Consider the following 24,711-nt stretch of genomic DNA (forward strand, 5'->3'; position numbering starts at 1 on the left):
AAGGCCGCCATTAGGCAATCGGGAAATATGCGGAACGTCGGCGAAGCGGAAATGAATATCCGTTTTGACAGCAAGCGGCGGGAAGCGTGGCGATTCCCTTCGCCTTATCCCATATGCATGAACCAGATGACTCATCCCTATGCCTCCGAGCGGACCATGCCCGATCCCGACGCCTGCTGGGACGCCTTCCTGCGCCGCGACCGCGGGGTGGACGGCCAGTTCGTCGGCGCGGTCCTGACCACCGGCATTTATTGCAAGCCAAGCTGCGCCGCGCGTCATCCGAAGCGGGAGAATATGATCTTCCTGCCCGATCCGGCGGCTGCGCGGGCGGCGGGATTTCGCGCCTGCCTGCGTTGCCGTCCCGATGAGGTCGGGCGCGACAGGCTGGCGGTGGAAGGGGCCAAGGCCCTGATTGTCGGAGCCGAAACGCCGCCGTCGCTCGATGAGGTCGCGGCGCATGCGGGCTATGCGCCGCATCATTTCCACCGCCTGTTCAAGCGGGAAACGGGGATGACGCCCGCCGCTTATGCCCGCGCCCTGCGCGCCGAGCGGCTGAAAGCGGCGCTGGGAAAGGAGAACAATGTGACTCAAGCGATCTACGAAGCGGGCTATAACGCCCCCAGCCGCGCCTATGCCGATGCGGAGCGCCATCTGGGCATGACGCCGAGCGCCTGGAAGGACGGCGGCAAGGGCGCGACGATTCGCCATATGATCGTCCTCACCAGCCTTGGGCGCGCGCTGATCGCCGCGACGGAAAAGGGGCTGTGCCGGATCAGCTTCGAGGAGGATGAAGCCGATCTGCGCCGCCGCTTCCCCAGGGCGGAGATCTTGCCCGCCGACGCGCGCCTTCATGCGCTGGCGAAGCAGGTCGCGGCTCTGATCGACGATCCGGCGGGCCATGCGGACCTTCCCGTCGATGTGCGCGGCACGGCTTTCCAGCAGGCGGTCTGGGCGGCCCTGCGCGCCATCCCGCCCGGCGAAACCCGCAGCTATGGCGAAATCGCGGCCGCCATCGGCAAGCCGGGCGCGGTGCGCGCGGCGGGAACGGCCTGTGGCGACAATAATCTGGCCGTCCTCATTCCCTGCCACCGCGTGCTGCGGAGCGACGGCAGCATGGGCGGCTACGCTTATGGCATCGAACGGAAGCGGGCCTTACTGGAACGGGAAAAGAGGCCTTAAGGGGCGATCCTCCTTTCCTTCCCGCACCCTGCTTGTCACCATTTCGCGTGTGATTCGATGTCATTGGGGATGACTGAACATGAGGGCGTTTCGCAGGCTGCTGGTCCTTTTCGCCGCTGCGCCATGAGACGGGGAAGGGCGATCTGGAAGCGGGCAGCCCGGCGCGCATCTACCTGTTTGCCAATGACCGCAAGGGGAAGGCGCTCGCCCGCAATTCCAACTGATGCAGGGCCTTTCGATCACGATCCCGCTTACATGAAGCTGTAGGGATCGACGTCCACCGCGACCCGCGTGCCCGATTTCCATGTGAGGTTGCCCAGCCATTCGCGGATGGCCGCCTGTATATCCACCTGCCGCGTCGCATGGATCAGCAGGCGATGGCGGTGCCGTCCGCGCAGGACCGACAGCGGCGCGGGCGCGGGACCATAAACCCGCATCCCTTCGACCAGCGGCGCGGATTTTCCGATCAGGCGGGCGACCTGCGCGGCTTCGTCGGCATCCTCGCTCGACACGATGATCGCGGCGAAGCGGCCGAAGGGCGGCGCATTGGCGTGGCGGCGATTCTCCGTCTCCACCGCATAGAATCGTTCGACATCGCCCGCGATCAGCGCCTGTATGACCTCGCTTTCGGGCATCCGCGTCTGGATGAAGACACGCCCCGGCTTCACCCCGCGCCCCGCGCGCCCCGCCACCTGCACGATCTGCTGGAAGGTCCGCTCCGACGCGCGCAGGTCGCCGCCTTCCAGCCCCAGATCGGCGTCGATCACGCCCACCAGCGTCAGGTTCGGGAAATGATAACCCTTGGTCACAAGCTGCGTGCCGATGATGATGTCGACTGCGCCTGCCTCCACCGACTTCACGAACTCCGCCACCTTGGCCGGGGACCAGAGCGTGTCGGATGTGACGATGGCGGTGCGCGCCTGTGGCCAGAGCGCCTTCACCTCGTCCGCGATTCGTTCGACGCCCGGACCGCAGGCGACAAGGCTGTCCTCCTCCTTGCACTCCGGGCAGAAGCGGGGGGAGGGGATCACATGGCCGCAATGATGGCAGGCCAGCCGCCGCGTCAGCCGGTGTTCGACCATCCACGCGGTGCAATTGGGGCATTGGAAGCGATAGCCGCAATGGCGGCACAGCGTCAGCGGCGCATAGCCCCGGCGGTTGAGGAACAGCAGGCTCTGGTCGCCCTTCGCCATATTCTCATCGATAGCGATCACCAGCGGCGGCGCGATCCAGCGCCCTCGTTCGGGCGGGTCGGTCAGCAGGTTGATGCCTGCAATGTCCGGCATTTCCGCCCCGCCATAGCGCCCCGGCAGCTTGATTTCCCGATAACGGCCCAGCTCCACCTGATGCCGCGTCTCTATGGCGGGCGTGGCCGAAGCGAGCACGACGGGGAATTTCTCGATCAGCCCGCGCATCACCGCCACGTCGCGGGCATGATAGTGGACGCCATCCTCCTGCTTGAAGCTCGCCTCATGCGCTTCATCGACGACGATCAGGCCCAGATTGGGGTAGGGCAAGAACAAGGCCGATCGCGCGCCCACGACCACCCGCGCCTCGCCCGCCGCGATGGCGCGCCAGGCCCGCCGCCGCTCGCTCTGGCGCAGACCGCTGTGCCAGTTGACCGGCACCGTGCCGAACCGCTTCTCGAAGCGTTCGAGGAAAGGCTCCGTCAGCGCGATTTCGGGGAGCAGCACCAGCACCTGCCGCCCTTCGCGGATCGCGGCGGCGATGGCCTCGAAATAGACCTCCGTCTTGCCCGATCCCGTCACGCCGTCCAGCAGGAACGGCGCGAAGTCGCGGGCATGAACCGCCTCCACGAAGCTGTCGGCGGCGGCGCGCTGCTGGTCCGACAAAGCGGGCGGCGCATGATCGGGGTCGGGCTGCGGGAAGGGGGTGTCGACGCTCACCTCCATCGCCTCGAACGCGCCCGCCTTGATGAGGCCGCGAATCACCGCGTCGCTCACCCCGCCGATCATCGCCAGCTCGCGGATCAGCCCCTGCCGCTCGCCGATCCGTTCCATGGCCTGCGTGCGCTGCTCGGTCATGCGGTCGGGCAGGGTGCCGGTGGCGCGATATTCGATGACCGTCCGCGCGCCCTCCAGCGCCGCCATCGACGCCAGCGTCATCCGCAGCACGGCGGCGGGCGGCGCGAGATAATAATCCGCCGTCCATTCGATCAGCCGCCGCAGCGTCTCCGGCACCGGCGGCGCATCGACCAGCGCGACGATGTTCCGCAGGCGATTGTCGCCCACGCTCTCCACATCGGGGAAAGCATCCTCCTCCCACACCACGCCGACGATCTGGCGCGGGCCGAGCGGCGCGACGACGATGCTGCCGGGCCTGGCGTTCATCCCGTGCGGCACGCGATAGTCGAGCGGCCCCAAGGCGGCGTTCAGCAACAGGACACGGGCGCGCGAACTCATGCGACTGTCCCTACCGCGCATGGCCGTGGAGGCAAAGCCGCTGCGTCAGATTTTCCAGGCGAGCGTCAGCCAGGGGACGTGCGCCACCGCATCGGGCCGGTGATCGCGAAAGCTCTGCTGGCGCATATAGAGCAGTTGCACGTCCATCGCCTTGCTCACCGCATGGCGCAGGCCGATCTGGTGACGCATGGTGGCCAGCCCGCTTTTGTCCGAAGGCCGTGCGCGGTTGAGGTGGAAGAAGACTTCCACCGCCCCCACGATCGTCCAGCGTCTGTCGTCATCGACCGGCACGCTGGCCTGCACCCGTTGCCGCAATCGCCAGCTTGCGCGGTCGGCCGTGTCGAAGAAACGCTGCTCCAGCCGGGTGCGGGCCTGCCAGATGCCCCGGCTGAATGTCACCTGCTGGAACAGGCGCATCTCCTCTTCCGCCTTCCCCTCCGCATAAGCGATGCCGCCTCCAACCAGCACGCCCTGCGCGACGCGATGATCCAGCGCCACCCGGAAAAGGCCTTGCTCATCGTCCGACCGCGCGCTGCGGAAACGCTGGCTCATGTCCAGCGTCACAGTGTCGGCCTCGCTGGCCTGGATCGCCACCGATTCGCCGATCCACGCCTGATTCTCGTTCGTTTCGGCAAAGACGGGCATGGCCGTCAGCAGGGGAGACAGGGTGAGCGCGCCCGAGAGGATATGCAGACGCGGGGGTAACGGCATGGATCGGTCCTTTGGAAAGGTGCCGCTGCCATAAAGTTGCGCTGGGCCCGATGCAAAGCCTTTGCGGTTCAGGCGATGGCGATGTGATGGCGATGTGATGGCGATTCCGGCCACCAACCGCTAAAGGGCAGGAACGATTCGTCCCTTCGCCCGGAGCCTCATACCATGAAATTCTTCGTCGACACCGCCGACACCGCCGAAATCCGCGAACTGGCCGCCACCGGCCTGCTGGACGGCGTCACCACCAACCCCTCGCTGATCGCCAAGTCGGGCCGCAAGTTCATTGAAGTGGTGGAAGAGATTTGCGGCATCGTCGATGGCCCTGTGTCCGCCGAAGTCGTCGCGCTCGACCATGAAACGATGATGAAGGAAGCCGCCATCCTGCGGAAGATCGCGGACAATGTCTGCATCAAGGTGCCGCTCACCATCGATGGCCTGAAAACCTGCAAGGCGCTCAGCGACGATGGCTGCATGGTCAATGTGACGCTGTGCTTTTCGGCCAATCAGGCGCTGCTGGCGGCGAAGGCGGGCGCGACTTTCATCTCGCCCTTCGTCGGCCGTCATGACGACAATGGCTTTGACGGCATGAAGCTGATCGAGGACATCCGCCTGATCTACGATAATTATGGCTTCACAACGGAAATTCTGGTCGCCTCGGTCCGTCACCCGATCCATGTCCTGGAAGCCGCGAAGATCGGCGCGGACGTCATGACCGCCCCGCCAGCCGTCATCAAGGCGCTGTTCAACCATGTCCTGACCGACAAGGGCATCGCCGGGTTCCTGGCGGATTGGGAAAAAACCGGCCAGTCGCTTCTCTGATTATAGGGCGGGGCTGGAAACATCTCCGGCTTCCGGTCATTCTCCCTTGCAACAAGGGAGAGAAAGCCATGTTCGTCGCGGTTTACTGGTGGCGCGTCCACCCCGGCAAGGAAGACCAGTTCCGCGCGGCATGGCGCCGGGGCACGGACCTCATCCGTGAAAAATATGGCAGTTATGGTTCGCGCTTGCATCGCGACGGGGACGGGCGTTTCGTCGGCTATGCCGAATGGCCGGACGAGGCCACATGGCGCGCGGCCTTCGACCGGAAGATGGTCTATGACGATCCCGAAACCCGCGCCGCCTTCAGCGACGCGGTGGCCGAAGTGCCGCCCGATGCCGATCCCATTTTCACCATGACCGTCACGGACGACCTGCTGCTGCGGTCGCGGGGCCTTCCGGCGGAAGGCTGACGGCCGGGGCGTTCAGCGCGCGGCCTTTTGCGCGAACCAGATGATATGTTGCGGGCCCTTGCCGTTGCTGCGGGCCCGAACCCTGACTTCATCGACGACAAGGCCGGTTTGGGACAGGCGGCGCGCAAAGGCGGCATCCGGTGCCGCCGACCATATTGCCAGCACGCCGCCCGGTCTGAGCGCGGCGATGGCCGCCGCCAGACCTTGCGGTGAATAGAGACGATCATTGGCCTGGCGGACCAGCCCATCGGGACCATTATCCACATCGAGGAGTATCGCATCGTAACGGCTGCTGGCGGCAGCGATCACGTTCGCGACATCATCCTCGATCAGGCGCACGCGCGGATCGTCGAGGCAACCGGCCGCCAGTTCGATCATCGGCCCGCGCGCCCAGGCGATGATCTCGGGCACCAGTTCGGCCACGGTGATCTGCGCCGATCCGTCCAGCGCGGTGAGCGCGGCGCGCAGGGTGAATCCCATGCCATAGCCGCCAATCAGGAAATGCGGGGATTTGCGGCCATGCAGCCGTTCGCAGGTCATATGGGCGAGCGCCTCTTCCGATCCGCTCATCCGGCTGCTCATCAACTCATTGCGGTCGAGCACGATCATGAAATCCCCGCCGCGCCGATAGAGCGTCAGTTTTTCGCCACCGGGGACAGTGGCCGATCCGATATATTCCCGTGGCTGCATAACGTCTTTCTCTTATGGGGCGGTGGTTTGGCTTCGCCTCCTCCTATGGCATGTCACGGTCATGCGCCAAGCAAAGCTGCGATGGAGGGTTTACGGACAGGAGGCGCGGCGGCATAGCGGCCGGACATTGTTGGCCCCCCACTTTGAAAAGCGTTCCTCCATTGCGATACTTTCTTGATACCGAATTCAATGGCTTCGGCGGAGATTTGATCAGTCTGGCGCTCGTCCCGGAATATGGCGATCAGGATTTCTACGTGTCGTTGCCGCTTCCCGCGAAAGTCCATTCATGGGTGCAGCAGAACGTCATTCCCTATCTCCGGTCCGTTCCGCTGGGGGTCGATCATATGTTGAGCCGCGAACAGGCGGCGCGGCATATCGAAGTCTATCTGGCGAACGACCCGGACCCGGTGATCGTGGCGGACTGGCCGGACGATCTGGGCTATTTCTGTCATCTGCTGGTGACTGGACCGGGCGAGATGATCACCATCGACGGGCTGCGTCTGGAATTGATCAACGCGGCGGGTTTCAGCGCGGCCGCGAACAGCAGGATGCCCCACAACGCCCTATATGATGCCCGCGCGCTCAAGGACTTCTGCCTGGGTTCGGCTTATTGACCGCTCGCGCGGCTGCGTCAGCGTTCACCGCGCTATCCCGGCTTGGCAGGAATGGCGACCCCGGCAGGATTCGAACCTGCGACCATTCGCTTAGAAGGCGAATGCTCTATCCAGCTGAGCTACGGGGCCATCGTTGCGCTCGATAGCGGCGCTTGGGGCGGTGTGCAATCATCAGCGGCATTTGCAATCCTGCACGCACAGGATATGCAACATGCATGAACGACGCGGGGGTCCGGAAAATCGATGCGGCGACGCTGGGTGCACGTCCGCTGCGCTATTTCGATTTCTTCATGGCGGCCTTCGTCGCGATCCTGCTGCTGTCCAACCTGATCGGCGCGGCCAAGCTGTCCTCGCTGGGCGGCGTCACGTTTGGCGCGGGCATATTGTTCTTTCCGCTGGGCTATGTGATCGGCGACGTCCTGACCGAAGTCTATGGCTATGCCCGCGCGCGGCGCTGCGTCTGGGCGGGGTTCGTCGCGATGCTGTTCATGGCGCTGATGAGCTGGGTCGTGGTGGCGCTCCCCCCGGCGCAGGGCTGGCCCGACCAGAAAGCCTATGAAGCCGTGTTCGGCAGCACCTGGCGCATCGTCTTCGCCTCGCTCGTCGCCTTCTGGGCGGGGGAACTGGCGAACAGCTTCGTCCTGGCGAAGATGAAGCTGCTGACCAAAGGCAAGCATCTGTGGACCCGCACCATCGGCTCGACGATCGTGGGGCAGGGGGTGGACAGCCTGCTTTTCTATCCGCTAGCCTTTTACGGCAACTGGACCACCGCGCAGGTTCTGACCGTGATGGTCACCAACTGGGCGATGAAGGTGGCATGGGAAGCGGTGCTGACGCCCGTCACCTACCTCGCCGTCAACACGCTCAAGCGCCGCGAAGGGCTGGACGTCTATGACGAGGGCACGAACTTCACGCCCTTCCGCACCCGCATCTGATCCTCAAGCCGGATAATCCGCCCGCACGAAATACAGCCCGTCCGGCGGCGCGTTGAGCGCCAGCGCCGCCCGGTCCCGCGCCTCCAGCGCCCTTTGCATGTCCGCCGCGCTCCACCGTCCCATGCCCACCATGGCGAGGCAGCCCACCATCGAGCGCACCTGATGATGGAGGAACGACCGCGCCGCCGCATGGATCGCGATCCGGTCGCCCGCCCGCTCCACGTCCAGCCGGTCGAGCGTCTTTATGGGGCTTGCCGACTGGCAATGGGCCGAACGGAACGTCGTGAAGTCATGCAACCCGACGAGCACTTGCGCCGCTTCCTGCATCGCCTTTTCATCGAGCGGCTGGATCACCCGCCACGCCAGCCCGCTTTCCCATGTCAGCGGCGCGCGCCGGTTGACGATGCGATAGACATAGGACCGCCCCACGCAGGAAAAGCGCGCATGCCAGTCATCCGGCACCGCCTCGCACGCCAGCACCGCGACGGGATGGGGCCGCAGCCGCGCATTGACCGCCTCCATCAGCCGGAAGGGTGGCATGTCCTTTTCGACATCGGCATGGCACCGCATCGCCAGCCCATGAACCCCCGCGTCGGTCCGCCCCGCCGCATGGATCACGGCGCGCTCGCCCGTGACAGCGAAGATCGCGTCCTCCATGGCTTGCTGCACGCTTGGCCCATGCGCCTGCCGCTGCCAGCCCATGAAGGGCCGCCCGTCAAATTCCACGGTGAAAGCGAAGCGGGTCATGGATTATCGAACGGCCATGTAGGGCTCAGCCATCGACCCGGCTGCCCGCGGGCATGTCGAACCCGCGCAGCAATTCCCCCGCCGACATCGCGCCCTTGCCCGCCCGCTGGATCAGCGTGGGCCGGATCGCGCCATGCCCGCACCCGATCAGCAGGCTGTTGTCGAGCAGTTCGCCCGCCGTTCCGCCATGCTCCTCCACCTGCGCCGCGAGCACCCGGAACCGCTCGCCGCGATATTCGAAGAACGCGCCGGGAAAGGGGTTGAAGGCGCGCACTTGCCGCTCCACCTGATGCGCGTCCCGCGAAAAGTCGATCCGCGCTTCCGCCTTGTCGATCTTCGCGGCATAGGTGACGCCCTCTTCCGGCTGCGGCACCGGCGGATGCAGCGACAGGTCATCGAGCACCTCCACCATCAACGCGCCGCCCGCCTCCGCCAGTTCCTGCGTCAATTCGCCTGCCGTCTTGTCCTCGATCGGCGTCACATGCTTGGCGCGCATCGGACCGGTGTCCAACCCCGCTTCCATGTCCATGATCGTGACGCCGCTCAGATTGTCGCCCGACAGGATCGCCCGCTGGATCGGCGCGGCGCCCCGCCAGCGCGGCAGCAGCGAGGCATGGATATTGAGGCACCCGAAACGCGGCGCATCCAATATCGCCCTGGGCAGGATCAGCCCATAGGCCGCCACCACCGCCGCATCGGCTTTGAGCGCCGCGAAGTCCGCCTGCACCGCCGCGTCCCTCAGCGTCAGCGGCGTCCGCACCTCGACCCCCATTTCTTCGGCGCGGCTGTGCACGGGGGAGGGACGCAGCGCCTTGCCCCGGCCCGCCGGACGCGGCGGCTGGCTATAGACCGCGATGATCTCATGCCCGGCCCGCGCCAGCGCGTCGAGCGCCGGAACGGCGAAATCGGGGGTGCCCATATAGACGATACGCATAACGGCCTTCTTGCTTGGTTCCCTGGCACCGCATCCGAAATGCGCTTGCCGGCGCATTTCCGAGGAAGCCTCTCAAACTCTTTTGACCCTCAGCTTGCAAGCCCTTATCTCGGTTCCATGGCTTCTCCAGAAATCGACGCGCTGACGCAGGCGCTTTCCCGCCTGCCGGGCCTTGGCCCCCGTTCGGCGCGGCGGGCCGTGCTGCACCTGCTCAAGAAGCGCGAAACCGCGCTCGAACCGCTCTTGCGCGCATTGGAGGCCGTGAACGAACGGCTCGTCACCTGCGGCATATGCGGCAATGTCGACACGGTCGATCCCTGCGGCATCTGCGCCGATCCGCGCCGCGACGCCCGCGCGCTCTGCGTGGTGGAGGATGTGCCGGATCTGTGGGCGCTCGACAAGTCGCGCCTTTTCCCCGGCCGTTTCCATGTGCTGGGCGGCCGCCTGTCCGCGCTGGAGGGCGTGCGGCCTGAAGACCTCGGCATCGACACGCTGGTCGCGCGCGTGGAGGCGGGCGGCATAGACGAAGTCGTCCTCGCCATGAACGCCACGCTGGAGGGGCAGACGACCGCCCATTATCTCGCCGAAAGGCTGGAGCGTTTCCCCATCCGCCTCACCCAGTTGGCCCATGGCGTGCCGGTCGGCGGAGAGCTGGATTATCTGGACGAAGGCACTTTGGCGCAGGCGTTGCGCGCCCGCCGTCCGGTCGCTTGAAAAAAGCGGCTGATCCGCTTATTTTGCGATCATGGCCATTCTTCCCATCCTTGAGGCGCCCGATCCGCGCCTGCGTACCATTTCGACGCCCGTTGAGGCGATCGACGACGATTTGCAGCGCCTGATCGACGACATGTTCGAAACGATGTATGACGCGCCCGGCATCGGCCTCGCCGCGATTCAGGTCGGCGTGCCCAGGCGCGTGCTGGTGATCGACCTCCAGGAACCCGAATCGGACGAAGAAAGCGCGCCGTCGGTCAAGAAGCCGCTGGTCTTCATCAACCCCGAAATCCTCGAAGGATCGGACGACCTGTCGGTTTACAATGAAGGCTGTCTCTCCGTCCCCGACCAATATGCCGAGGTGGAGCGCCCCGCGACCATCCGCGCCAGCTGGATGGACCGCGACGGCCGCATCCATGAGGAACAGCTGGAAGGCCTCCTTGCCACCTGCCTCCAGCATGAGATGGACCATTTGCAGGGCGTCCTCTTCATCGACCACCTCTCACGCCTGAAGCGCGACATGCTGCTGAAGAAACTCGACAAGGCGCGGAAGGCGGCGGCCTGATCTGATCTAAAGCGCAAACAGAAGCGCCCCGGCTGAAAGGCTGGGGTGCTTCTGTTTGGGGGGAACAAAGTTCGAGCGGCGCTATCTGCAACAATGGCTATTTGGGCAAGATCGCAACTTGGCCGCCGGTGATATGGGAATAAGCGCCGCCGTCGCCATCAGCAGTAAAATCAACGCGAACTTCGACCTTTCGATTGCATGTTTCTATAGGCCATATCTCGCTCCAAGTTCCTGCGTAGCGGACACCGAATGAATCACCGCCGAGATCTTTGCCTTCGGAGGCGATTCGGGTCACGCCCAGTTTGAATTTGGCTTCTGTCCCGCAATCAATGCCCTTGCCTTTAAGCGCCGTAAGAGCCGCTAAACGCACAAGCGGAAGCGTGTCGCTAATCAGAGAATCCCACGCATAGGATATGCCTCGGTTTACTCTTATCGTCCGTATACTGTCATCCGCATTCCGCATTATCATATAGCGCGCTGGCACGTCATCGCACCCAGGCAAGCGAGCAATCACAGTCCAGGCGTTGCGTATTGTGCGGTTCAGGACAGCGGAGAAGACAAAACGTTCCGCAGTGGCTGGCTGAAGTTTTCTATTAGAACTTGGGAAGTCGAACATGCAGCACTTGGGCTGTAAAGGCTTTGTGCTGTGCTCAACACTTCCTTCTTGAACGTTTCATTATCGGGCGGAGGGGTTGCCTCGTTCCATTCGTTCAACTTTTGTAGCACTATAGGGTGTTGTGCGTGAGCCGAACCCAGTGGGTATAAGAACGCAAAAGCCAGCAACAGGCATTTTTTCAACAACTTTGCGTCCTTCCGCTTCAAGGCGATCGGGCAAAGCACTAATTGGGAAAATCTGGACCATCAATGAATTTGTCAAGAATTGAGGCTCGACGGCACCCTTCCGATATTTGTCACAAACACACGCCATTTTTTTTTGGAATAAATGACGATTTTCAGTGCCTTACCCTACCCCATCCGTATCCAGCGCATAGCCCGCCGAGCGCACCGTCCGGATGATGTCCTGATATTTGCCGTCCGCGTTGATCGCCTTGCGGAGGCGGCGGATATGCACGTCCACCGTCCGCAGCTCAATGTCGCTGTCCTGCCCCCACACGCTGTCGAGCAGCCGCTCGCGTGAAAAGACCCAGCCCGGATGCTCCAGAAAGTGCTTCAACAAGCGGAACTCGGTCGGCCCCAGTGGGACGACCTGCCCGCCGCGCCGGACCTTGTGACCCACCGTGTCCATCTCGACATCGGCGAAGCTCAGCGTCTCTCCGGCCAGCGCCGGGCGCACCCGCCGCAGCACCGCGCCCACCCGCGCCACCAGTTCGCGCGGCGAAAAGGGCTTGGTCACATAATCGTCCGCGCCCGTCTCCAGGCCGCGCACGCGGTCCTCTTCCTCGCCCCGCGCGGTCAGCATGATGATCGGCACGTTCGCGGTCCCGTTCATGCGGCGCAGGCGGCGGCACACCTCGATCCCCGACAGGCTCTCCACCATCCAGTCGAGCAGCACGATGTCCGGCGCGTTCTCCTGCGCCAGCAGCAGCGCCTCCTCGCCGTCGACCGTGTGGGCGACCTCGAAATCCTCCCGCTTGAAATGCCAGATCAGCAGTTCGGCGAGCGCCGCGTCATCCTCGACCAGCAGCATCTTGGCACGGGCCACGCTCAATCCTCCGCCTGGCCGCTGCCGCCGCGTTCGCGGTCGGGCGCCGTCTGGCCGGTCGCGGCGTAATAGACCATCTCGGCCACATTGGTCGCATGGTCGCCGATCCGCTCGATATTCTTGGCGACGAACAGCAGATGCGCGCATTCGCTGATCGTCTTGGGATTTTCGACCATGTAGGTGACCAGCGAGCGGAAGACGCTGTCATAGAAATCGTCCACCACCGTGTCCCGCTCGATCACCGCCACGGCCAGGTCCGCGTCCCGCGCGGCGAAGGCGTTGAGCGCATCATGCACCATCTCGCCCGCCACCTGCCCCATGGACGGCAGCATCGACATCGGCTCCAGCGTCCGCTTGTTAGTGGCGATGGAGGGCACGCGCTTGGCGATGTTCTTGGCATAGTCGCCGATCCGCTCCACCACGCTCACGATCTTGAGCGCGGCGATCACGTCGCGCAGGTCGTTCGCCATCGGGGCGCGCAGGGCGATGATCTGGATCACCAGCTTCTCGACCTCCGATTCCAGCGCGTCGATGCGCTTGTCCTCAGCCACCACTTGCGCGGCCAGTTTCTTGTCATGCCGTTGCAGCGACAGCATCGCATTTTCTATCGCCGCCTCCGCGCGCCCGCCCATCTCGGCGATAAGGCCGCGCAGCTTGTCGATTTCCTCGTCGAACGCCTTGATCGTATGTTCAGCCATGTCTCGCCTCTCTCCCGCGCCGGTCGGCCCCAAAGTCAGCCGTAGCGCCCGGTGATGTAATCCTTGGTCCGTTCCTGCCGCGGATTGGTGAAGATGTCGGACGTCACGCCATATTCCACCAGCTCGCCCAGGTGGAAAAAGGCCGTCCGCTGCGACACGCGCGCCGCTTGCTGCATATTGTGCGTGACGATGACGATGGCGTAACGCCCGCGCAATTCGTGGATCAGTTCCTCGATCTTCGCCGTCGCGATGGGATCGAGCGCGGAACAGGGTTCGTCCATCAGGATCACTTCGGGTTCCACCGCGATGGCCCGCCCGATGCAAAGCCGCTGCTGCTGCCCGCCCGAAAGCGCCGTGCCGCTGTCGTGCAGCCGGTCCTTCACCTCGTCCCACAGCCCCGCGCGGCGCAGCGACTTCTCGACGATCACGTCCAGATCGGCCTTGCCCGCCGCCAGCCCGTGGATGCGCGGCCCGTAAGCGATATTCTCGTAGATCGACTTGGGAAAGGGATTGGGCTTCTGGAACACCATTCCCACCCGCGCGCGCAATTGCACCACGTCCATGGAGGGCGCGTAGATATCTTCCCCGTCCAGCGTGATCGCGCCTTCGACGCGGGCGCTCGCCACCGTGTCGTTCATGCGGTTGAGCGTCCGCAGGAAAGTCGACTTGCCGCAGCCCGAAGGGCCGATGAAGGCCGTCACATTGTCCATGTCGACGTCGATCGACACGCCCTTGATCGCCTGCTTGTCGCCATAGAACACCTTGACGTCGCGCGCGGTCATCTTGGTTTCGGTGGCGGGGGCCAGCGTTTGCGGTTCATGCATCATATTTACCACCGTTTTTCAAACTTGTTACGCAGGTAGATGGCGAGGCCGTTCATCGCGAGCAGGAAGACCAGCAGCACGATGATGGCGGCGGACGTCTTTTCGACAAAGCCCTTGGAGACTTCATCCGACCACAGGAATATCTGCACCGGCAGCACGGTCGCGGGGTCGGTGATCCCGCCCGGCGGCGTCGCGATGAAGGCGCGCATCCCGATCATCAGCAGCGGCGCGGTTTCGCCCAAAGCGCGCGCCATGCCGATGATCGTGCCGGTGAGGATGCCGGGCAGCGCCAGCGGCAGCACATGCTGGAACACCACCTGAACCGGGGAAGCGCCGATGCCGAGCGCCGCGTCGCGGATGCTGGGCGGCACGGACTTGATCGCGTTGCGCCCGGCAATGACGATGACCGGCATGGTCATCAGCGCCAGCGTCATGCCCCCCACCAGCGCGGCCGAACGCGGCAGGTGCATAAAGTTGAGGAAGATCGACAGCCCCAGCAGGCCGAAGATGATCGAAGGCACCGCCGCCAGATTGTTGATCGACACTTCGATAATGTCGGTCCACCAGCTCTTGCGCGCATATTCCTCCAGATAGAGCGCGGTCGCGACCCCTACCGGAAAGCTCAGCAGCAGCGTCACCAGCATGGTGAGCAACGATCCCTTGAACGCGCCCCAGATGCCGACCTGCGTCGGATCGGTGCCGTCGCTCCCTGTCAGGAAGCTCGCGTTGAACCCGGTCGACAACACGCCCTGCTGCTTCAGCCGCGCGACGGCGGCTTCGGCCTGCGGCGATCCCTTGCCCTTGGCGGCCAGGTCGATCACGGTCGAGGCGGGCACGCTGATGGTTTCGGTGCGGCTGAGAATCTTCGGGTCGGCTTTGATCGCGTCGCGGATGCTGGTCCAGGCGGTCGGCGACAGCAGCGCGTCGGCGTCCGGCCCCAGCGCCTTCTTCGCGACCTCGCTCGTCACCATGGGCAGGTTCGCGCCGACCAGCCCCTGATCGGTGATATTGGCCGGGTCGAGCAGCAGCGGCGAGGCCGGGAAATCGACTTGCAGCGCGATCTCCGTCCGGGTGAAGCCGCGCAGCCCGTTGCCCAGCATGGTGAACAGCAGGAAGGCGAGGAAAGCGGCGGAAAGCATCACCGCGAACAGGCCCAGGAGCTTGAAGCGCCGTTCGGCCGCATAACGCCGCGCGATCCGCTTCTGCATCACGTCCGACTTCCAGTCGGTGGGGTTGCGCGTCGCACTCATTCGTAAGCCTCGCGATATTTCTTCACGACCCGCAGGGCCACGATGTTGAGCAGCAGGGTGACGATGAACAGCACCAGCCCCAGCGCGAAGGCCGCCAGCGTCTTGGCGCTGTCGAACTCCTGATCGCCGGTCAGAAGCTGGACGATCTGCGTCGTCACCGTCGTCACGCTGGAAAAGGGATTGAGCGTCAGGTTCGCGGCAAGGCCCGCCGCCATCACCACGATCATCGTTTCGCCGATGGCGCGGCTCACGGCCAGCAGCACGCCGCCGACCACGCCGGGGAGCGCCGCGGGGATCAGCACCTTGCGGATCGTCTCGCTGGTGGTCGCGCCCATGGCGAGGCTGCCGTCGCGCATCGACTGCGGCACGGCGGCGATGCTGTCGTCCGCCATGGACGACACGAAGGGGATGATCATCACCCCCATCACCAGTCCCGCCGCCAGCGCGCTTTCCGAACTCGCGCCATGAATGCCGACGCTCACCGCGAAGTCGCGGAGCGCAGGCGCGATGGTGAGCGCCGCGAAATAGCCGTAAACCACGGTCGGGACGCCGGCCAGCACCTCAAGGATGGGCTTCATCCATTTGCGGACCTGCGGCCGCGCATATTGGGTCAGGTAGATGGCGCTCATCAGGCCCAGCGGAATGGCGACCACCATGGCGATGATCGCGCCGATGAAGATCGTGCCCCAGAATAGCGGCACCGCGCCAAAGGCGTCCTTATTGCCATAACCCATCGCCGCCGACTGCGGGCTCCATTTGGTCCCGAACAGGAAGTCGACCGGGTTCACCATCGAAAAGAAGCGGATCGATTCCCACAGCAGCGACACGACGATGCCCAGCGTAGTCACGATCGCCAGCAGTGACGCGATCAGCAGCGACGCCATCACCAGCCGCTCGACCCGCGTGCGTGCCCGGAAATCCGGCCGGACGCGGGTGAAGGCATAGGCTCCGCCCGCAAAGGCGAGCACCAGCGCCAGCACCGCGCCGATGACGCCATATTCGCTGATCGCCGAACGATAGGGTTCGACCAGCGTCTGCGCGGCGGGGTTGAAGGCGGCGGCCTGCGCGCCCGACGCGATGTTGCGCGCCTCACCCAATATGGCGGATCGGGAGAAGGCATCGGCGGGCAGGCTCTGCGCCGCCGGGTCGCTCAGCACCGTCTGGGTGATCAGGCCGGGCGACACATTGGCCCATATGGCGAGGAAAATGGCGGCGGGGATCAGTGTCCACAGCGCTACATACCAGCCATGATAGCCCGGCAGGCTATGCACGGCATCACGCCGCCCCGACGTCCGCGCCACGGTTTGCAACCGCAGCGCGCGCGCGCGCGCGCTGACCCAGGCGATCGCGCCAAGGCCAGCCAGCAGCAGGAAGATTGCAGGTCCGGTCATCGCTGTCGCTTATTTCAGGACCGAACCATCCAGCACGGTCAGCGATTTCACCGCTTCCGCGCTCGCCTTCCGCACATCGTCGGGCGCTGCGACCATGCCGCGCTTGGTCAGCGGGCCGTCCGGGGCCCAATTGGCGGCGAAGGCGTTCAGATAGGCCTGAAGCCCCGGAACCGCCTGCATATGCGCCTTCTTGACGTAGATGTAGAGCGGACGCGCGCCCGGATACTGGCCGGTCGACACCGTTTCATAGGTCGCCTCGACGCCGTTGATCGGCACGTCCTTCAGCGTATCCTTGTTTTCTTCCAGGAAGCTGAAGCCGAAGATGCCCAGCGCGTTGGGATTGGCGCCCAGCTTCTGCACGATCAGATTGTCGTTTTCGCCTGAGTCCACATATTTGCCGTCCTCGCGGATGCGGGTGCAGGTGGCCTTATATTCGTCCTCATTCTTTTCCTTGAGCGCCTTCATCGCCTCGTCGCTCTGGCAGCCCTTCTCCAGGATCAGCTCGGCCAGCGAATCGCGCGTGCCGCTGGTCGACGGCGGGCCAAAGACGGAAATGGGAATGGCGGGCAGGCTGGGGTCCACATCCTTCCAGCTCTGCGCCTTGTTCGGGCCCTTGCCATAGGGGTTGGCGGCCAGCGCCTCATAGACGATCTTGGGGGTCAGCTTGAAACCCGGTCCCTTGCTCGATTCGGCGAAGGCGAGGCCATCGACGCCGATCTGGATCTCCACGATGTCCTTGACGCCATTTTGCTGGCACATCTCGAACTCGGCCTTCTTCATGCGGCGCGATGCGTCGGCGATGTCGGGATATTGCGCGCCTACGCCCGCGCAGAACAGCTTCATGCCGCCGCCCGTGCCGGTCGATTCGATGATCGGCGACTTCATGCCCGGATTGCCCTGCACGAACAGTTCGGCGACCGCCGTGGCGAAGGGATAGACGGTGGAGGAACCGACCGCGCGGATCTGGTCACGGGTTCCGCCCGCGCCGCCGCCGCTTTGATCGCCGCAGCCGGCAAGGGTGAGCGCGGCCACGGCCGTCGCGGCGAAGAGAGCGAAATGCTTCACGGAAACCTCCATCATTGCAAAGGCCGCGATTCGCTGGTCGCTGCCCCCCGATGGGTCTGCGCCTAGCTGCGGTTCATCGCGCCTTTGTGACACTCAGGTTTCAGTTTCATGACAATAGGATAGGAAAGCCGGAAAAACGCTATCCCTTCGCCATCTCATTCATGATTTCGCCGGCAGGCATCTTCGGCAGCAGCACGACTATGGTCGTCCCCTTGCCCACGATGCTGCTGATGTCCATCCGTCCCCGATGGCGTTCCACGATATGCTTGACGATGGCCAGACCCAGCCCGGTGCCGCCCATGGCCCGGCTCCGGCCCGAATCCACGCGATAAAAACGCTCCGTCAGGCGCGGCAGGTGATCGGGCGCGATCCCTTCGCCCTCGTCCGCCACGGTCAGCCGCGTCATGCCGCTCGGCCCTTCCGTCAGGGTCACGCGGATCGGCGTGCCGGGCCGGCCATATTTGGCGGAATTGCCGATCAGATTATGCAGCAACTGGGAAAGCTGCGCGCGATCGCCTCGGACGGGCGGCAGACCGGCGTCGATACTGATTTCTACCTCCGCCCCGCGCTCGCCATGGCTGGTGCGGAACACGCCCGCGACTTCCGCCACCAGGCCAGATAGATCGACCGCGCTATCCGGGGCGCGATATTTGTCGGCTTCGATCCGCGACAGGGAGATAAGGTCATCGATCAGGCGCTGCATCCGCCGCGCCTCACCGTCCATGATCTTCAGGAAGCGTTGCCGCGTTTCGGTGTCCTTGCCCAGTTCCGGGTCGGCCAGCGTTTCGATGAAGCCCAATATCCCGGCCAGCGGAGTCCGCAGTTCATGGCTGGCATTGGCCACAAAATCGACCCGCATCCGCTCCGCCGCATAAGCGCCGCTATGATCGACCAGATGGACTAGCCGCCACATTTCTTCCGCCGCGCCAAAGGGAGCGATCCGCATTTGCCAGCGCTGGTCCCGCGCGCCTAGCCCCACCAGTTCAACCATATCCGCTTCGGTCATCGCCGCCATGTTCGTCAACCTTTCGGCGGCTGCCGGATGGCGGATGGCGATGCGGGCATCCTCACCCTCGATATATGCGCCCAGCAACAGTCGCGCCGCGCGATTGGCGCGCAGAATGCGTCCTTTCTCGATCAGCAGAAGCGGGTCGGCTATGCCCTCCAAAAGATCGGCAAAGCCGGGCTGGTCGATCAGCCTGGGGGATAGTGGCGCATCCTCCACGCGTTCCTGGACAATGCCACGCTGGCCTCCTTGCGTCGAGATCAGAAGGACGAGCACACCCGCCAGCACCGGCAGCACGATGGCCAGCGGCGACGCGCCGAGCAAAAGTGCGCCTCCTGTGCCCAGCAACAGCATGGCGATGGAAGCCGTGATCTGCGATACGCTCAGTCGATTCATGGTTACCGCGCTGGATTCTTCCGGCTTTTACTGCGATGGCTAGAGGTATAGCGCGTAAAATTTACGCTTTGGCAAGCGCGATAGCGGATCATGACGAAATGAGCGAGCCCATGACCGGACAGGATGATCCTCAGCAACCCTCCGCGCAGGAAGGGCAAGAGACGGCGCACGAGCCGGTGTCGTCGCGTCGGCAATTGCTGATGGGTGGCGCGATCGCCGCGTCAGCCATCGTATCGATACGTCCCGCGCTCGCCAATACCGCTGCGTCCGTCCTCAACTGTACCATCCCCGTGCCCGATCAGGCGCGGGCGGGCAACTATATCGCGCCCAACGGACAGGTCGTGCCCGCCGGAACGCCCGGCGCCTTTCCCGCGGCGGGACGGAGCTATACCGGCGAACAGGTGAAGCAGGCTTTGCGGGGAAGGCCGCTGCCGGGGACCGGCTATGAGCAGAATCAGGCCTATCTGAACTATATTCGTCGCCTTCAATCGGGCACCAGCGGCTTTACCTGCTACGCCTCACTTCAGATGCCGCGTTGATTTTCCAGGGAGCGCATATGGCTTTTTAGCGTTGATGCCGTTGCATTACGGCGCAGTGTTTAGAGGCCTCCATGTTTCATACCCGTCCGCCGGTGGCGGAATCTTTTTCCATTGCGATCTATCTTTATGAGCCGAGCGACGGCGGGCTGGATCGGATTGCCATTCTGTTTGCCAGCCATCTTGCGCGGCGCGGCGTGCGGGCTGAATTGTGGATGGCGCGAAGGGAAGGACCAGTGGCAGGGCTGATCGATCCGGCGGTCACGGTGCGTCGCGTGCCGTCGCCGCCTTTGCCCCGACGTCTGGCGATGATCGCGCAATTTCCCGCCTTGGCGGCCATGATAAGACGGCATCGTCCCGCAATCCTCTGTTCTGCCGGAAATCAAAGCAATATGCTGGTTGCTCTGGCAGCGTTGGGTACTGGCACGCGCGCGGTCGGGCGTATTTCCAATCCTCTGATTTATGCTCATCAAAGGCGTCTGGCCGCTTATTTCCGACTCCGCCGTTTTCGCGCCATAGCTCGCGCCTGTGCGATGACCATAGTGATGGGAGAGCAGGATCGCCGCATGCTGATGGCGCCGGGACCGTTGGCGGCACATGACGTCCGCCTGTTGCCGCGTCCTAGCGTAACGCCAGCGATGGAGGCCGCGTTCGCGGCACGGCAACGCCGCCATCTGGACGATCCCTTCCGCTTGCTCATGGCCGGTCGTCTTACCGTGCAGAAGGATCACGCGCTGGCGCTGCGAGCGCTGGCTCGCTTGCCGCATATCGACTGGCGCTTGAAAATTGCGGGCGATGGCCCGTTGCGCGAAGAACTTGGCCAGCTATGCGAGGAACTGGGTATCAGCGACAGGGTCGATTTCCTTGGTTTCGTCATTGATCCCCAGCAACTCGCAGCCATGATGGGGCAGGTCGACCTGCTGCTTCAGCCTTCCCGATGGGAAGGATTGGCCGGCACCGTCATCGAAGCACTGGGTTGCGGCGCGGGCGTGGTGGCGACCGATAGCACGGCTAATATCCGGCCTGTGTTGCAGGCGGCAGGACAGCATGATCCGGTTCCGGTCGGGGATGAGGCAGCCTTCGCACGCGCCATTGAATGGGCGTTGGCCCATCCCGCCTCTCCGGAACAACTGGCCGCTGCGACCAGTCCGTATCGGCTGTCTCATGCGCTGGATGAATATTTTCGTGCCTGTCAAAGCCTGAGTGTGCAGCATTATTCCAGGGCGACATCGCCAGTGTGATCGGGATGCGTTAGTCACCTGCTTACCCCTTTGCGTTATGGCGGAGGCGGCAATTAAACGGGGTAGGGCTGTGACAGTCGATCAATGCTATCATGAGGAGGCGCAGGGAAGCATTATTTCCCGAATCCTTGATGACATGGTGCTGCTCTATCACCGCCCCTCCGGCCAGACGCATATGGTTATCAGTCCCGTGCCGGAAATCCTGGCCGCGCTGAAGGATAGCGCCCCGGCGTCGGCGCAAATCCTGTATGAACGGTTATCGCGCCTCTACGACCTGGGACCGGCTGGCACCGCGCTGGCGGAGATAGAGGGACATCTGGTGAACATGACGGCGCTGGGGTTAATCCGCACAGCCGCATGAAGCATCGTATCACCCTTTCCATTGGCCCGGCGACCTTTCGCATCGGGTCGGCATGGCCAGACCCGATCCGGGAATTGAAGCGCCTCTATGCCGACTATCCCGCGCCTGCGGGCGATTTCGCCGATTTCACCGTCCGGCTCGAGCCGGCCGGGGCGTTGCGCCGCTGGCTGCGCCCATCCATCTTCATTACCGGTGATCACGGCCTGGCCGATGCCGCGCCCATGAGCCTGCCGCATGGCCTGCTCGCCGCAGAGATGGGGATGAACCTGCAAATGGCGCTAGGCTGGCGGCGGCACTTGCTCCTCCATGCCTCCAGCGTGGAAAAGAACGGGCGCGTGTTGGTCATGACCGGCGAGTCCGGGTCAGGCAAATCCACATTGGCGGCGCAACTGGGCGAGCGTGGCTGGCGGTTAATGGGGGATGAATTTGCGTTGCTCGATCTGGCGACGGGAGTCGTGCTGCCCTTTCCTCGCCTCGTCTCGCTCAAGAACCGGGCGATCGGCGTGATGGCGGCTGAAGTGCCTGCAGAGCGGATGGGGCCGCTGATGGCAGGCACGGCCAAGGGCGACATTCGCCATATGGTGCCCCGCGCCGAGGCCGTGGCTCGCATGGATGAAGGCGCTTCCCCTGCACTGCTGCTGTTTCCCCGATTTGGCCATGCGCCGGATATCCGTTCCGTTGGACATGGAGAGACGTTCATGCGGTTGACACAGGCGTCGACCAATTATGTGGCGCTGGGCGAGCCGGGTTTTGCGGCGCTGACCCGCTTTGTGAAAACCGTGCCAGCCAAGGCTATCGATTTCCCATCGGGCAACGAGGCCATCGCCATGGTCGAACGACTGTGGGAACAACGCGCGTGAATGCGTTGCCGCTTGTCTGCGCTTTGCGGGAGCCCGGCACCGTCGCGGCGTTCGGGGCGGAGCAATGGAATATGCTGATCGCCATGGCGCGGGCGGAGCGGTTGATTGGTACACTCGCCGTGCGGATCGGCGACATGCCAGTGCCGGAAGCAGTGCGCTTCGTGCTGGCCGACGCACGGTTGGATGCCGAGTGGGAGGCACGGCAGGCGCTATGGGAGGCGGATCGTGCGGCGGTCGCGCTGAAGCCGCTGGGGTTGCGGGTCGTGTTGCTCAAGGGCACCGCTTATGCGGCTGCCAGGTTGAAGGCTGGGGAGGGGCGGTTCATTGGCGATCTCGATATCCTCGTGCCGCGCAATGCGATGGCGGAGGTGGAGAAATATTTGATGGCGGCGGGATGGGAGTGGGTGAAGCCCGATCCCTATGATGACGCCTATTACCGTCAGTGGATGCATGAACTGCCGCCGATGATCCATCAGGAGCGGGACCGGATGATCGACGTGCATCACACCATCCTGCCGCTGACGGCAAGGCAAACGCCGGATGCGGGGGCGATGATCGCGGACGCCATTTCCGTAACCGGCGGATTATATGTCCTGTCGCCGGAAGACCGGATCTGCCACGCGGTCGCGCATCTGCTGGCGGACGGCGATCTGGCGGGCGGCCTGCGGAACTTGTGGGACATATATTGCCTGCTGGGGGAGGTGGACGCCGGAGCGCTGGAAACGCGCGCCGGGCGGCATGGCCTGTCGCGCCATGTGCGGCAGGCGCGGCGGCTGGCCGATGCGCTTTATGGAGAAGGGCGGAGGCGGCTCACGCCGTGGGATCGGATCGTCATCGCCCGTCTGCTGGCCCGCGACGGCTGGGGCAGGGAAACGCGCAAAGGGCTGTGCTTCGCCTTCTATCTCCGCTCGCACTGGCTGCGGATGCCCCCGATGATGCTGGCGCGGCATTTGTTCACCAAATGGCGCAAGGGGCATCGGCCGGTTTAGATGACGATGGCAGGTTGGGTGGTTTTCAGACAGGCAGCTTGCGGGAAAGTGTGGCCTGATGGAAGTCATTCCACGGCGCCGGAAAACCCCTCGACTCGCATTGTCGGACAGTTTCTCAATCCGACAGTGATTCTCGGACAACCCAATGCACGACACGGCCGCACAACACCGACAAGCAGGTGTTTTCCGTCAGTGTCGGCTTTAGAGTGCGGTGCAAGGCTTGATAAATGACCGGCAATTGGTCGTTTCCCGTCCTGCCATCAATCGCGCTTCAATATGTCCAGCGCCAGCACGGTCAGGGCTTCGCTTGCGGTGGCGACGACCTTGTCGGCTTCCGGCGCCCAAAAGGGGCTGTGGAGCGAGGGGAGGGAGAGCTGACCCGCCGCTGCCTTCGCCATCTGGTCTGCGGGAACGCCGCCGACCCAGAAGATGAAACTGTTGATATTCTTGTCCGCGCGGTAATAGCGGCCGAAATCCTCGCCGCCCATGACTGGCGGAGTTTTCACCACCTGGTCTTGTGCAAAATGACCACGCAGCAGGGTCGCCATCTGTTCGGCAAATTCCGGCGGGTTGTAGGTGGAGGGCGTGAATTCATCCTTTACCGATACCACCGGCATCCGGTCTTCGGAAATGCCCGCCGCTATGGCCTCCCCCCGGGCGATCCGCTCAATCCCCTTGATGAGCTTTGCTCGCGTCTCGTCGGAATAGCTGCGGACAGTCAGTTGCAGCTTCGCCTCGTCGGGGATGATGTTGTGCTTGGTCCCGCTCTGAAAGCTACCGACGGTGACGACCGCGGGGTCTTGGGGATCTTGCTCCCGGCTCACCAGCGTCTGGAGAGTGGTGACGATGCGCGCGCCCAGGACGATGGGGTCCTTGGTCGCCTGCGGATAGGCGCCATGGCCGCCTATCCCCTTCACCACGATATCGACGCTGTCCACATTGGCGAGCGCATAGCCGGGCGTATAGCCGATCTTCCCCGCCTCCATATTGCCGGCGTCGTGGAAGGCGATGGCATGGGTCGGGCGCGGGAAGCGGTTGTAGAGCCCGTCCTCCAGCATCGCCCGCGCGCCCTTGCCGGTTTCCTCGGCGGGCTGCAGGATCATGACCAGCGTGCCTTTCCACTGGTCTTTGCGGGCGGAAAGCAACTTCGCCGTTTCGATAAAGGCAGTCATGTGCGTGTCATGACCACAGGCGTGCATGACGCCGGTGTCCACGCCCTCCGCCGTCTTGGCGCGGACCTTGGAGGCGAAGGGGAGGCCGGTCTGCTCCGTCACCGGCAGGCCGTCCATGTCGGCGCGGATCAGCAGCACGGGGCCGGAGCCGTTCTTCATCACCGCCACGACGCCGGTGCCGCCGACTTTTTCGGTGACGTCGAACTTCATCGTCTTGAGCCGTTTGGCGAGCTTGACGCCGGTTTCGCTTTCCTGGCCTGACAGTTCGGGGTTGGCGTGCAGATCGCGGTAGAGCGTCATGAGGTCGTCCATGTCGCCTGCGATGGCCGCGCCGATCTCGCTTTGCCGGGGCGCGGGTGCGGGCGGGGCCGCCGGGGAAGGCGGCGTTTGGGCGCTGGCGATGGAGGACAGGCTCACCGCGGCCAGAACAGCCGTCAGCATATGACGCATGAATGAAACTCCGTTGCGGGGCGGACAGCATAAGAGCAAGGCGAAGGGATGGGAAAGGGGGTTTGTTA

General features: G+C 64.0%; 26 protein-coding genes and 1 tRNA gene. 12 read left to right on the forward strand and 15 right to left on the reverse strand.

Annotated elements, in window-relative coordinates; all coding sequences use genetic code 11:
* The first annotated feature begins 117 nt into the window (after nt 1-117).
* Nucleotides 118-1,179: a bifunctional DNA-binding transcriptional regulator/O6-methylguanine-DNA methyltransferase Ada gene (ada, locus tag LDB26_RS02725; RefSeq protein ID WP_306812048.1), complete on the forward strand. Its 1,062-nt coding sequence runs from the start codon at nt 118-120 to the stop codon at nt 1,177-1,179.
* A gap of 251 nt (nt 1,180-1,430) precedes the next feature.
* On the opposite strand, the gene LDB26_RS02730 is transcribed toward ada, so the two are convergent.
* Both LDB26_RS02730 and LDB26_RS02735 read right to left on the reverse strand, forming a co-directional pair.
* Nucleotides 1,431-3,602 (reverse strand): primosomal protein N', encoded by a 2,172-nt coding sequence (locus tag LDB26_RS02730; protein ID WP_257540199.1) that lies wholly within the window; start codon nt 3,600-3,602, stop codon nt 1,431-1,433.
* 45 nt (nt 3,603-3,647) lie between these two features.
* Nucleotides 3,648-4,313 (reverse strand): DUF2490 domain-containing protein, encoded by a 666-nt coding sequence (locus LDB26_RS02735; RefSeq protein ID WP_257540201.1) that lies wholly within the window; start codon nt 4,311-4,313, stop codon nt 3,648-3,650.
* Between the two features lie 165 nt (nt 4,314-4,478).
* On the opposite strand from LDB26_RS02735, the gene fsa reads away from it, so the two are divergent.
* Both fsa and LDB26_RS02745 read left to right on the forward strand, forming a co-directional pair.
* A complete protein-coding gene (fsa, locus tag LDB26_RS02740; protein ID WP_062063856.1) occupies nt 4,479-5,132 on the forward strand; it encodes a fructose-6-phosphate aldolase in 654 nt (217 codons plus the stop codon).
* Between the two features lie 68 nt (nt 5,133-5,200).
* The gene (locus LDB26_RS02745) at nt 5,201-5,542 is read left to right on the forward strand and encodes an antibiotic biosynthesis monooxygenase (RefSeq protein WP_257540203.1); all 342 of its coding nucleotides are present in this window, start codon (nt 5,201-5,203) and stop codon (nt 5,540-5,542) included.
* A 12-nt stretch (nt 5,543-5,554) separates the two neighbouring features.
* On the opposite strand, the gene LDB26_RS02750 is transcribed toward LDB26_RS02745, so the two are convergent.
* On the reverse strand, nt 5,555-6,232 hold the full coding sequence (locus tag LDB26_RS02750; RefSeq protein ID WP_257540206.1) for a spermidine synthase: 678 nt from the start codon (nt 6,230-6,232) through the stop codon (nt 5,555-5,557).
* Between the two features lie 161 nt (nt 6,233-6,393).
* On the opposite strand from LDB26_RS02750, the gene LDB26_RS02755 reads away from it, so the two are divergent.
* Complete coding sequence (locus LDB26_RS02755; protein ID WP_062063861.1) at nt 6,394-6,846, forward strand: 3'-5' exoribonuclease; 453 nt, start codon at nt 6,394-6,396, stop codon at nt 6,844-6,846.
* A gap of 52 nt (nt 6,847-6,898) precedes the next feature.
* Here the strand turns inward: LDB26_RS02755 and LDB26_RS02760 are convergent.
* Nucleotides 6,899-6,975: transfer RNA gene (locus LDB26_RS02760), tRNA-Arg, on the reverse strand.
* A gap of 86 nt (nt 6,976-7,061) precedes the next feature.
* Here LDB26_RS02760 and LDB26_RS02765 point away from each other — a divergent pair.
* Nucleotides 7,062-7,781, forward strand: a complete 720-nt coding sequence (locus LDB26_RS02765; protein ID WP_257540208.1) for a queuosine precursor transporter — start codon at nt 7,062-7,064, stop codon at nt 7,779-7,781.
* Between the two features lie 3 nt (nt 7,782-7,784).
* Here LDB26_RS02765 and truA read toward each other — a convergent pair whose 3' ends face one another.
* Both truA and fmt read right to left on the reverse strand, forming a co-directional pair.
* Nucleotides 7,785-8,528 (reverse strand): tRNA pseudouridine(38-40) synthase TruA, encoded by a 744-nt coding sequence (gene truA, locus LDB26_RS02770; RefSeq protein WP_257540211.1) that lies wholly within the window; start codon nt 8,526-8,528, stop codon nt 7,785-7,787.
* 25 nt (nt 8,529-8,553) lie between these two features.
* Complete coding sequence (gene fmt, locus LDB26_RS02775) at nt 8,554-9,462, reverse strand: methionyl-tRNA formyltransferase (protein WP_257540213.1); 909 nt, start codon at nt 9,460-9,462, stop codon at nt 8,554-8,556.
* Nucleotides 9,463-9,579: 117 nt separating this feature from the next.
* Between fmt and recR the strand changes: the two genes are divergently transcribed.
* Both recR and def read left to right on the forward strand, forming a co-directional pair.
* Nucleotides 9,580-10,176: a recombination mediator RecR gene (recR, locus tag LDB26_RS02780; protein WP_062063866.1), complete on the forward strand. Its 597-nt coding sequence runs from the start codon at nt 9,580-9,582 to the stop codon at nt 10,174-10,176.
* Between the two features lie 31 nt (nt 10,177-10,207).
* A complete protein-coding gene (gene def, locus LDB26_RS02785) occupies nt 10,208-10,741 on the forward strand; it encodes a peptide deformylase (RefSeq protein WP_257540215.1) in 534 nt (177 codons plus the stop codon).
* Between the two features lie 97 nt (nt 10,742-10,838).
* Here def and LDB26_RS02790 read toward each other — a convergent pair whose 3' ends face one another.
* The 8 genes from LDB26_RS02790 to LDB26_RS02825 form a co-directional block, all read right to left on the reverse strand.
* Nucleotides 10,839-11,357: a hypothetical protein gene (locus LDB26_RS02790; protein ID WP_257540217.1), complete on the reverse strand. Its 519-nt coding sequence runs from the start codon at nt 11,355-11,357 to the stop codon at nt 10,839-10,841.
* Nucleotides 11,358-11,702: 345 nt separating this feature from the next.
* Complete coding sequence (gene phoB / locus LDB26_RS02795; RefSeq protein WP_257540220.1) at nt 11,703-12,404, reverse strand: phosphate regulon transcriptional regulator PhoB; 702 nt, start codon at nt 12,402-12,404, stop codon at nt 11,703-11,705.
* Between the two features lie 2 nt (nt 12,405-12,406).
* Nucleotides 12,407-13,102 (reverse strand): phosphate signaling complex protein PhoU, encoded by a 696-nt coding sequence (gene phoU, locus LDB26_RS02800; protein WP_257540222.1) that lies wholly within the window; start codon nt 13,100-13,102, stop codon nt 12,407-12,409.
* A 35-nt stretch (nt 13,103-13,137) separates the two neighbouring features.
* Complete coding sequence (gene pstB, locus LDB26_RS02805; RefSeq protein WP_373886186.1) at nt 13,138-13,926, reverse strand: phosphate ABC transporter ATP-binding protein PstB; 789 nt, start codon at nt 13,924-13,926, stop codon at nt 13,138-13,140.
* A gap of 5 nt (nt 13,927-13,931) precedes the next feature.
* Nucleotides 13,932-15,176, reverse strand: coding sequence for a phosphate ABC transporter permease PstA (pstA, locus tag LDB26_RS02810; RefSeq protein WP_257540224.1), 1,245 nt, complete (start codon nt 15,174-15,176; stop codon nt 13,932-13,934).
* Complete coding sequence (gene pstC, locus LDB26_RS02815; RefSeq protein WP_257540226.1) at nt 15,173-16,567, reverse strand: phosphate ABC transporter permease subunit PstC; 1,395 nt, start codon at nt 16,565-16,567, stop codon at nt 15,173-15,175. The genes pstA and pstC overlap by 4 nt, the downstream gene beginning before the upstream one ends.
* Nucleotides 16,568-16,576: 9 nt before the next feature.
* On the reverse strand, nt 16,577-17,632 hold the full coding sequence (locus LDB26_RS02820) for a substrate-binding domain-containing protein (protein WP_062063881.1): 1,056 nt from the start codon (nt 17,630-17,632) through the stop codon (nt 16,577-16,579).
* A gap of 139 nt (nt 17,633-17,771) precedes the next feature.
* Nucleotides 17,772-19,034 carry an ATP-binding protein gene (locus LDB26_RS02825; protein ID WP_062063883.1) on the reverse strand — a complete coding sequence of 421 codons (1,263 nt, stop codon included), beginning with the start codon at nt 19,032-19,034 and terminating at the stop codon, nt 17,772-17,774.
* 98 nt (nt 19,035-19,132) lie between these two features.
* Between LDB26_RS02825 and LDB26_RS02830 the strand changes: the two genes are divergently transcribed.
* The 5 genes from LDB26_RS02830 (at nt 19,133) to LDB26_RS02850 (ending at nt 23,021) form a co-directional block, all read left to right on the forward strand.
* The gene (locus LDB26_RS02830; RefSeq protein WP_062068561.1) at nt 19,133-19,573 is read left to right on the forward strand and encodes a hypothetical protein; all 441 of its coding nucleotides are present in this window, start codon (nt 19,133-19,135) and stop codon (nt 19,571-19,573) included.
* Between the two features lie 71 nt (nt 19,574-19,644).
* Nucleotides 19,645-20,811 carry a glycosyltransferase gene (locus tag LDB26_RS02835; RefSeq protein ID WP_062063885.1) on the forward strand — a complete coding sequence of 389 codons (1,167 nt, stop codon included), beginning with the start codon at nt 19,645-19,647 and terminating at the stop codon, nt 20,809-20,811.
* A gap of 70 nt (nt 20,812-20,881) precedes the next feature.
* On the forward strand, nt 20,882-21,172 hold the full coding sequence (locus tag LDB26_RS02840) for an HPr-rel-A system PqqD family peptide chaperone (protein ID WP_231746426.1): 291 nt from the start codon (nt 20,882-20,884) through the stop codon (nt 21,170-21,172).
* Nucleotides 21,169-22,032 carry an HprK-related kinase A gene (locus LDB26_RS02845; protein ID WP_062063888.1) on the forward strand — a complete coding sequence of 288 codons (864 nt, stop codon included), beginning with the start codon at nt 21,169-21,171 and terminating at the stop codon, nt 22,030-22,032. The genes LDB26_RS02840 and LDB26_RS02845 overlap by 4 nt, the downstream gene beginning before the upstream one ends.
* Nucleotides 22,029-23,021 carry a nucleotidyltransferase family protein gene (locus LDB26_RS02850; protein ID WP_257540228.1) on the forward strand — a complete coding sequence of 331 codons (993 nt, stop codon included), beginning with the start codon at nt 22,029-22,031 and terminating at the stop codon, nt 23,019-23,021. The genes LDB26_RS02845 and LDB26_RS02850 overlap by 4 nt, the downstream gene beginning before the upstream one ends.
* A 260-nt stretch (nt 23,022-23,281) precedes the next feature.
* Here the strand turns inward: LDB26_RS02850 and LDB26_RS02855 are convergent, their stop codons facing one another.
* Nucleotides 23,282-24,643, reverse strand: a complete 1,362-nt coding sequence (locus LDB26_RS02855) for an amidohydrolase (RefSeq protein WP_257540230.1) — start codon at nt 24,641-24,643, stop codon at nt 23,282-23,284.
* Nucleotides 24,644-24,711: the final 68 nt, after the last annotated feature.

This window comes from Sphingobium sp. CFD-1, assembly GCF_024611115.1.
In the GTDB taxonomy this organism is placed as follows: Bacteria; Pseudomonadota; Alphaproteobacteria; order Sphingomonadales; family Sphingomonadaceae; genus Sphingobium; species Sphingobium baderi_A.

Coding starts and splice junctions, on each gene's coding strand:
- pstA (WP_257540224.1), bottom strand. CDS start 15,176: ATGAGTGCGACGCGCAACCCCACCGACTGGAAGTCGGACGTGATGCAG.
- LDB26_RS02790 (WP_257540217.1), bottom strand. CDS start 11,357: ATGTTCGACTTCCCAAGTTCTAATAGAAAACTTCAGCCAGCCACTGCG.
- truA (WP_257540211.1), bottom strand. CDS start 8,528: ATGACCCGCTTCGCTTTCACCGTGGAATTTGACGGGCGGCCCTTCATG.
- LDB26_RS02855 (WP_257540230.1), bottom strand. CDS start 24,643: ATGCGTCATATGCTGACGGCTGTTCTGGCCGCGGTGAGCCTGTCCTCC.
- LDB26_RS02845 (WP_062063888.1), top strand. CDS start 21,169: ATGAAGCATCGTATCACCCTTTCCATTGGCCCGGCGACCTTTCGCATC.
- recR (WP_062063866.1), top strand. CDS start 9,580: ATGGCTTCTCCAGAAATCGACGCGCTGACGCAGGCGCTTTCCCGCCTG.
- phoU (WP_257540222.1), bottom strand. CDS start 13,102: ATGGCTGAACATACGATCAAGGCGTTCGACGAGGAAATCGACAAGCTG.
- ada (WP_306812048.1), top strand. CDS start 118: ATGAACCAGATGACTCATCCCTATGCCTCCGAGCGGACCATGCCCGAT.
- pstB (WP_373886186.1), bottom strand. CDS start 13,926: ATGCATGAACCGCAAACGCTGGCCCCCGCCACCGAAACCAAGATGACC.
- LDB26_RS02750 (WP_257540206.1), bottom strand. CDS start 6,232: ATGCAGCCACGGGAATATATCGGATCGGCCACTGTCCCCGGTGGCGAA.
- fsa (WP_062063856.1), top strand. CDS start 4,479: ATGAAATTCTTCGTCGACACCGCCGACACCGCCGAAATCCGCGAACTG.
- pstC (WP_257540226.1), bottom strand. CDS start 16,567: ATGACCGGACCTGCAATCTTCCTGCTGCTGGCTGGCCTTGGCGCGATC.
- def (WP_257540215.1), top strand. CDS start 10,208: ATGGCCATTCTTCCCATCCTTGAGGCGCCCGATCCGCGCCTGCGTACC.
- LDB26_RS02835 (WP_062063885.1), top strand. CDS start 19,645: ATGTTTCATACCCGTCCGCCGGTGGCGGAATCTTTTTCCATTGCGATC.
- LDB26_RS02825 (WP_062063883.1), bottom strand. CDS start 19,034: ATGAATCGACTGAGCGTATCGCAGATCACGGCTTCCATCGCCATGCTG.
- fmt (WP_257540213.1), bottom strand. CDS start 9,462: ATGCGTATCGTCTATATGGGCACCCCCGATTTCGCCGTTCCGGCGCTC.
- LDB26_RS02830 (WP_062068561.1), top strand. CDS start 19,133: ATGAGCGAGCCCATGACCGGACAGGATGATCCTCAGCAACCCTCCGCG.
- LDB26_RS02730 (WP_257540199.1), bottom strand. CDS start 3,602: ATGAGTTCGCGCGCCCGTGTCCTGTTGCTGAACGCCGCCTTGGGGCCG.
- LDB26_RS02735 (WP_257540201.1), bottom strand. CDS start 4,313: ATGCCGTTACCCCCGCGTCTGCATATCCTCTCGGGCGCGCTCACCCTG.
- LDB26_RS02745 (WP_257540203.1), top strand. CDS start 5,201: ATGTTCGTCGCGGTTTACTGGTGGCGCGTCCACCCCGGCAAGGAAGAC.
- LDB26_RS02765 (WP_257540208.1), top strand. CDS start 7,062: ATGAACGACGCGGGGGTCCGGAAAATCGATGCGGCGACGCTGGGTGCA.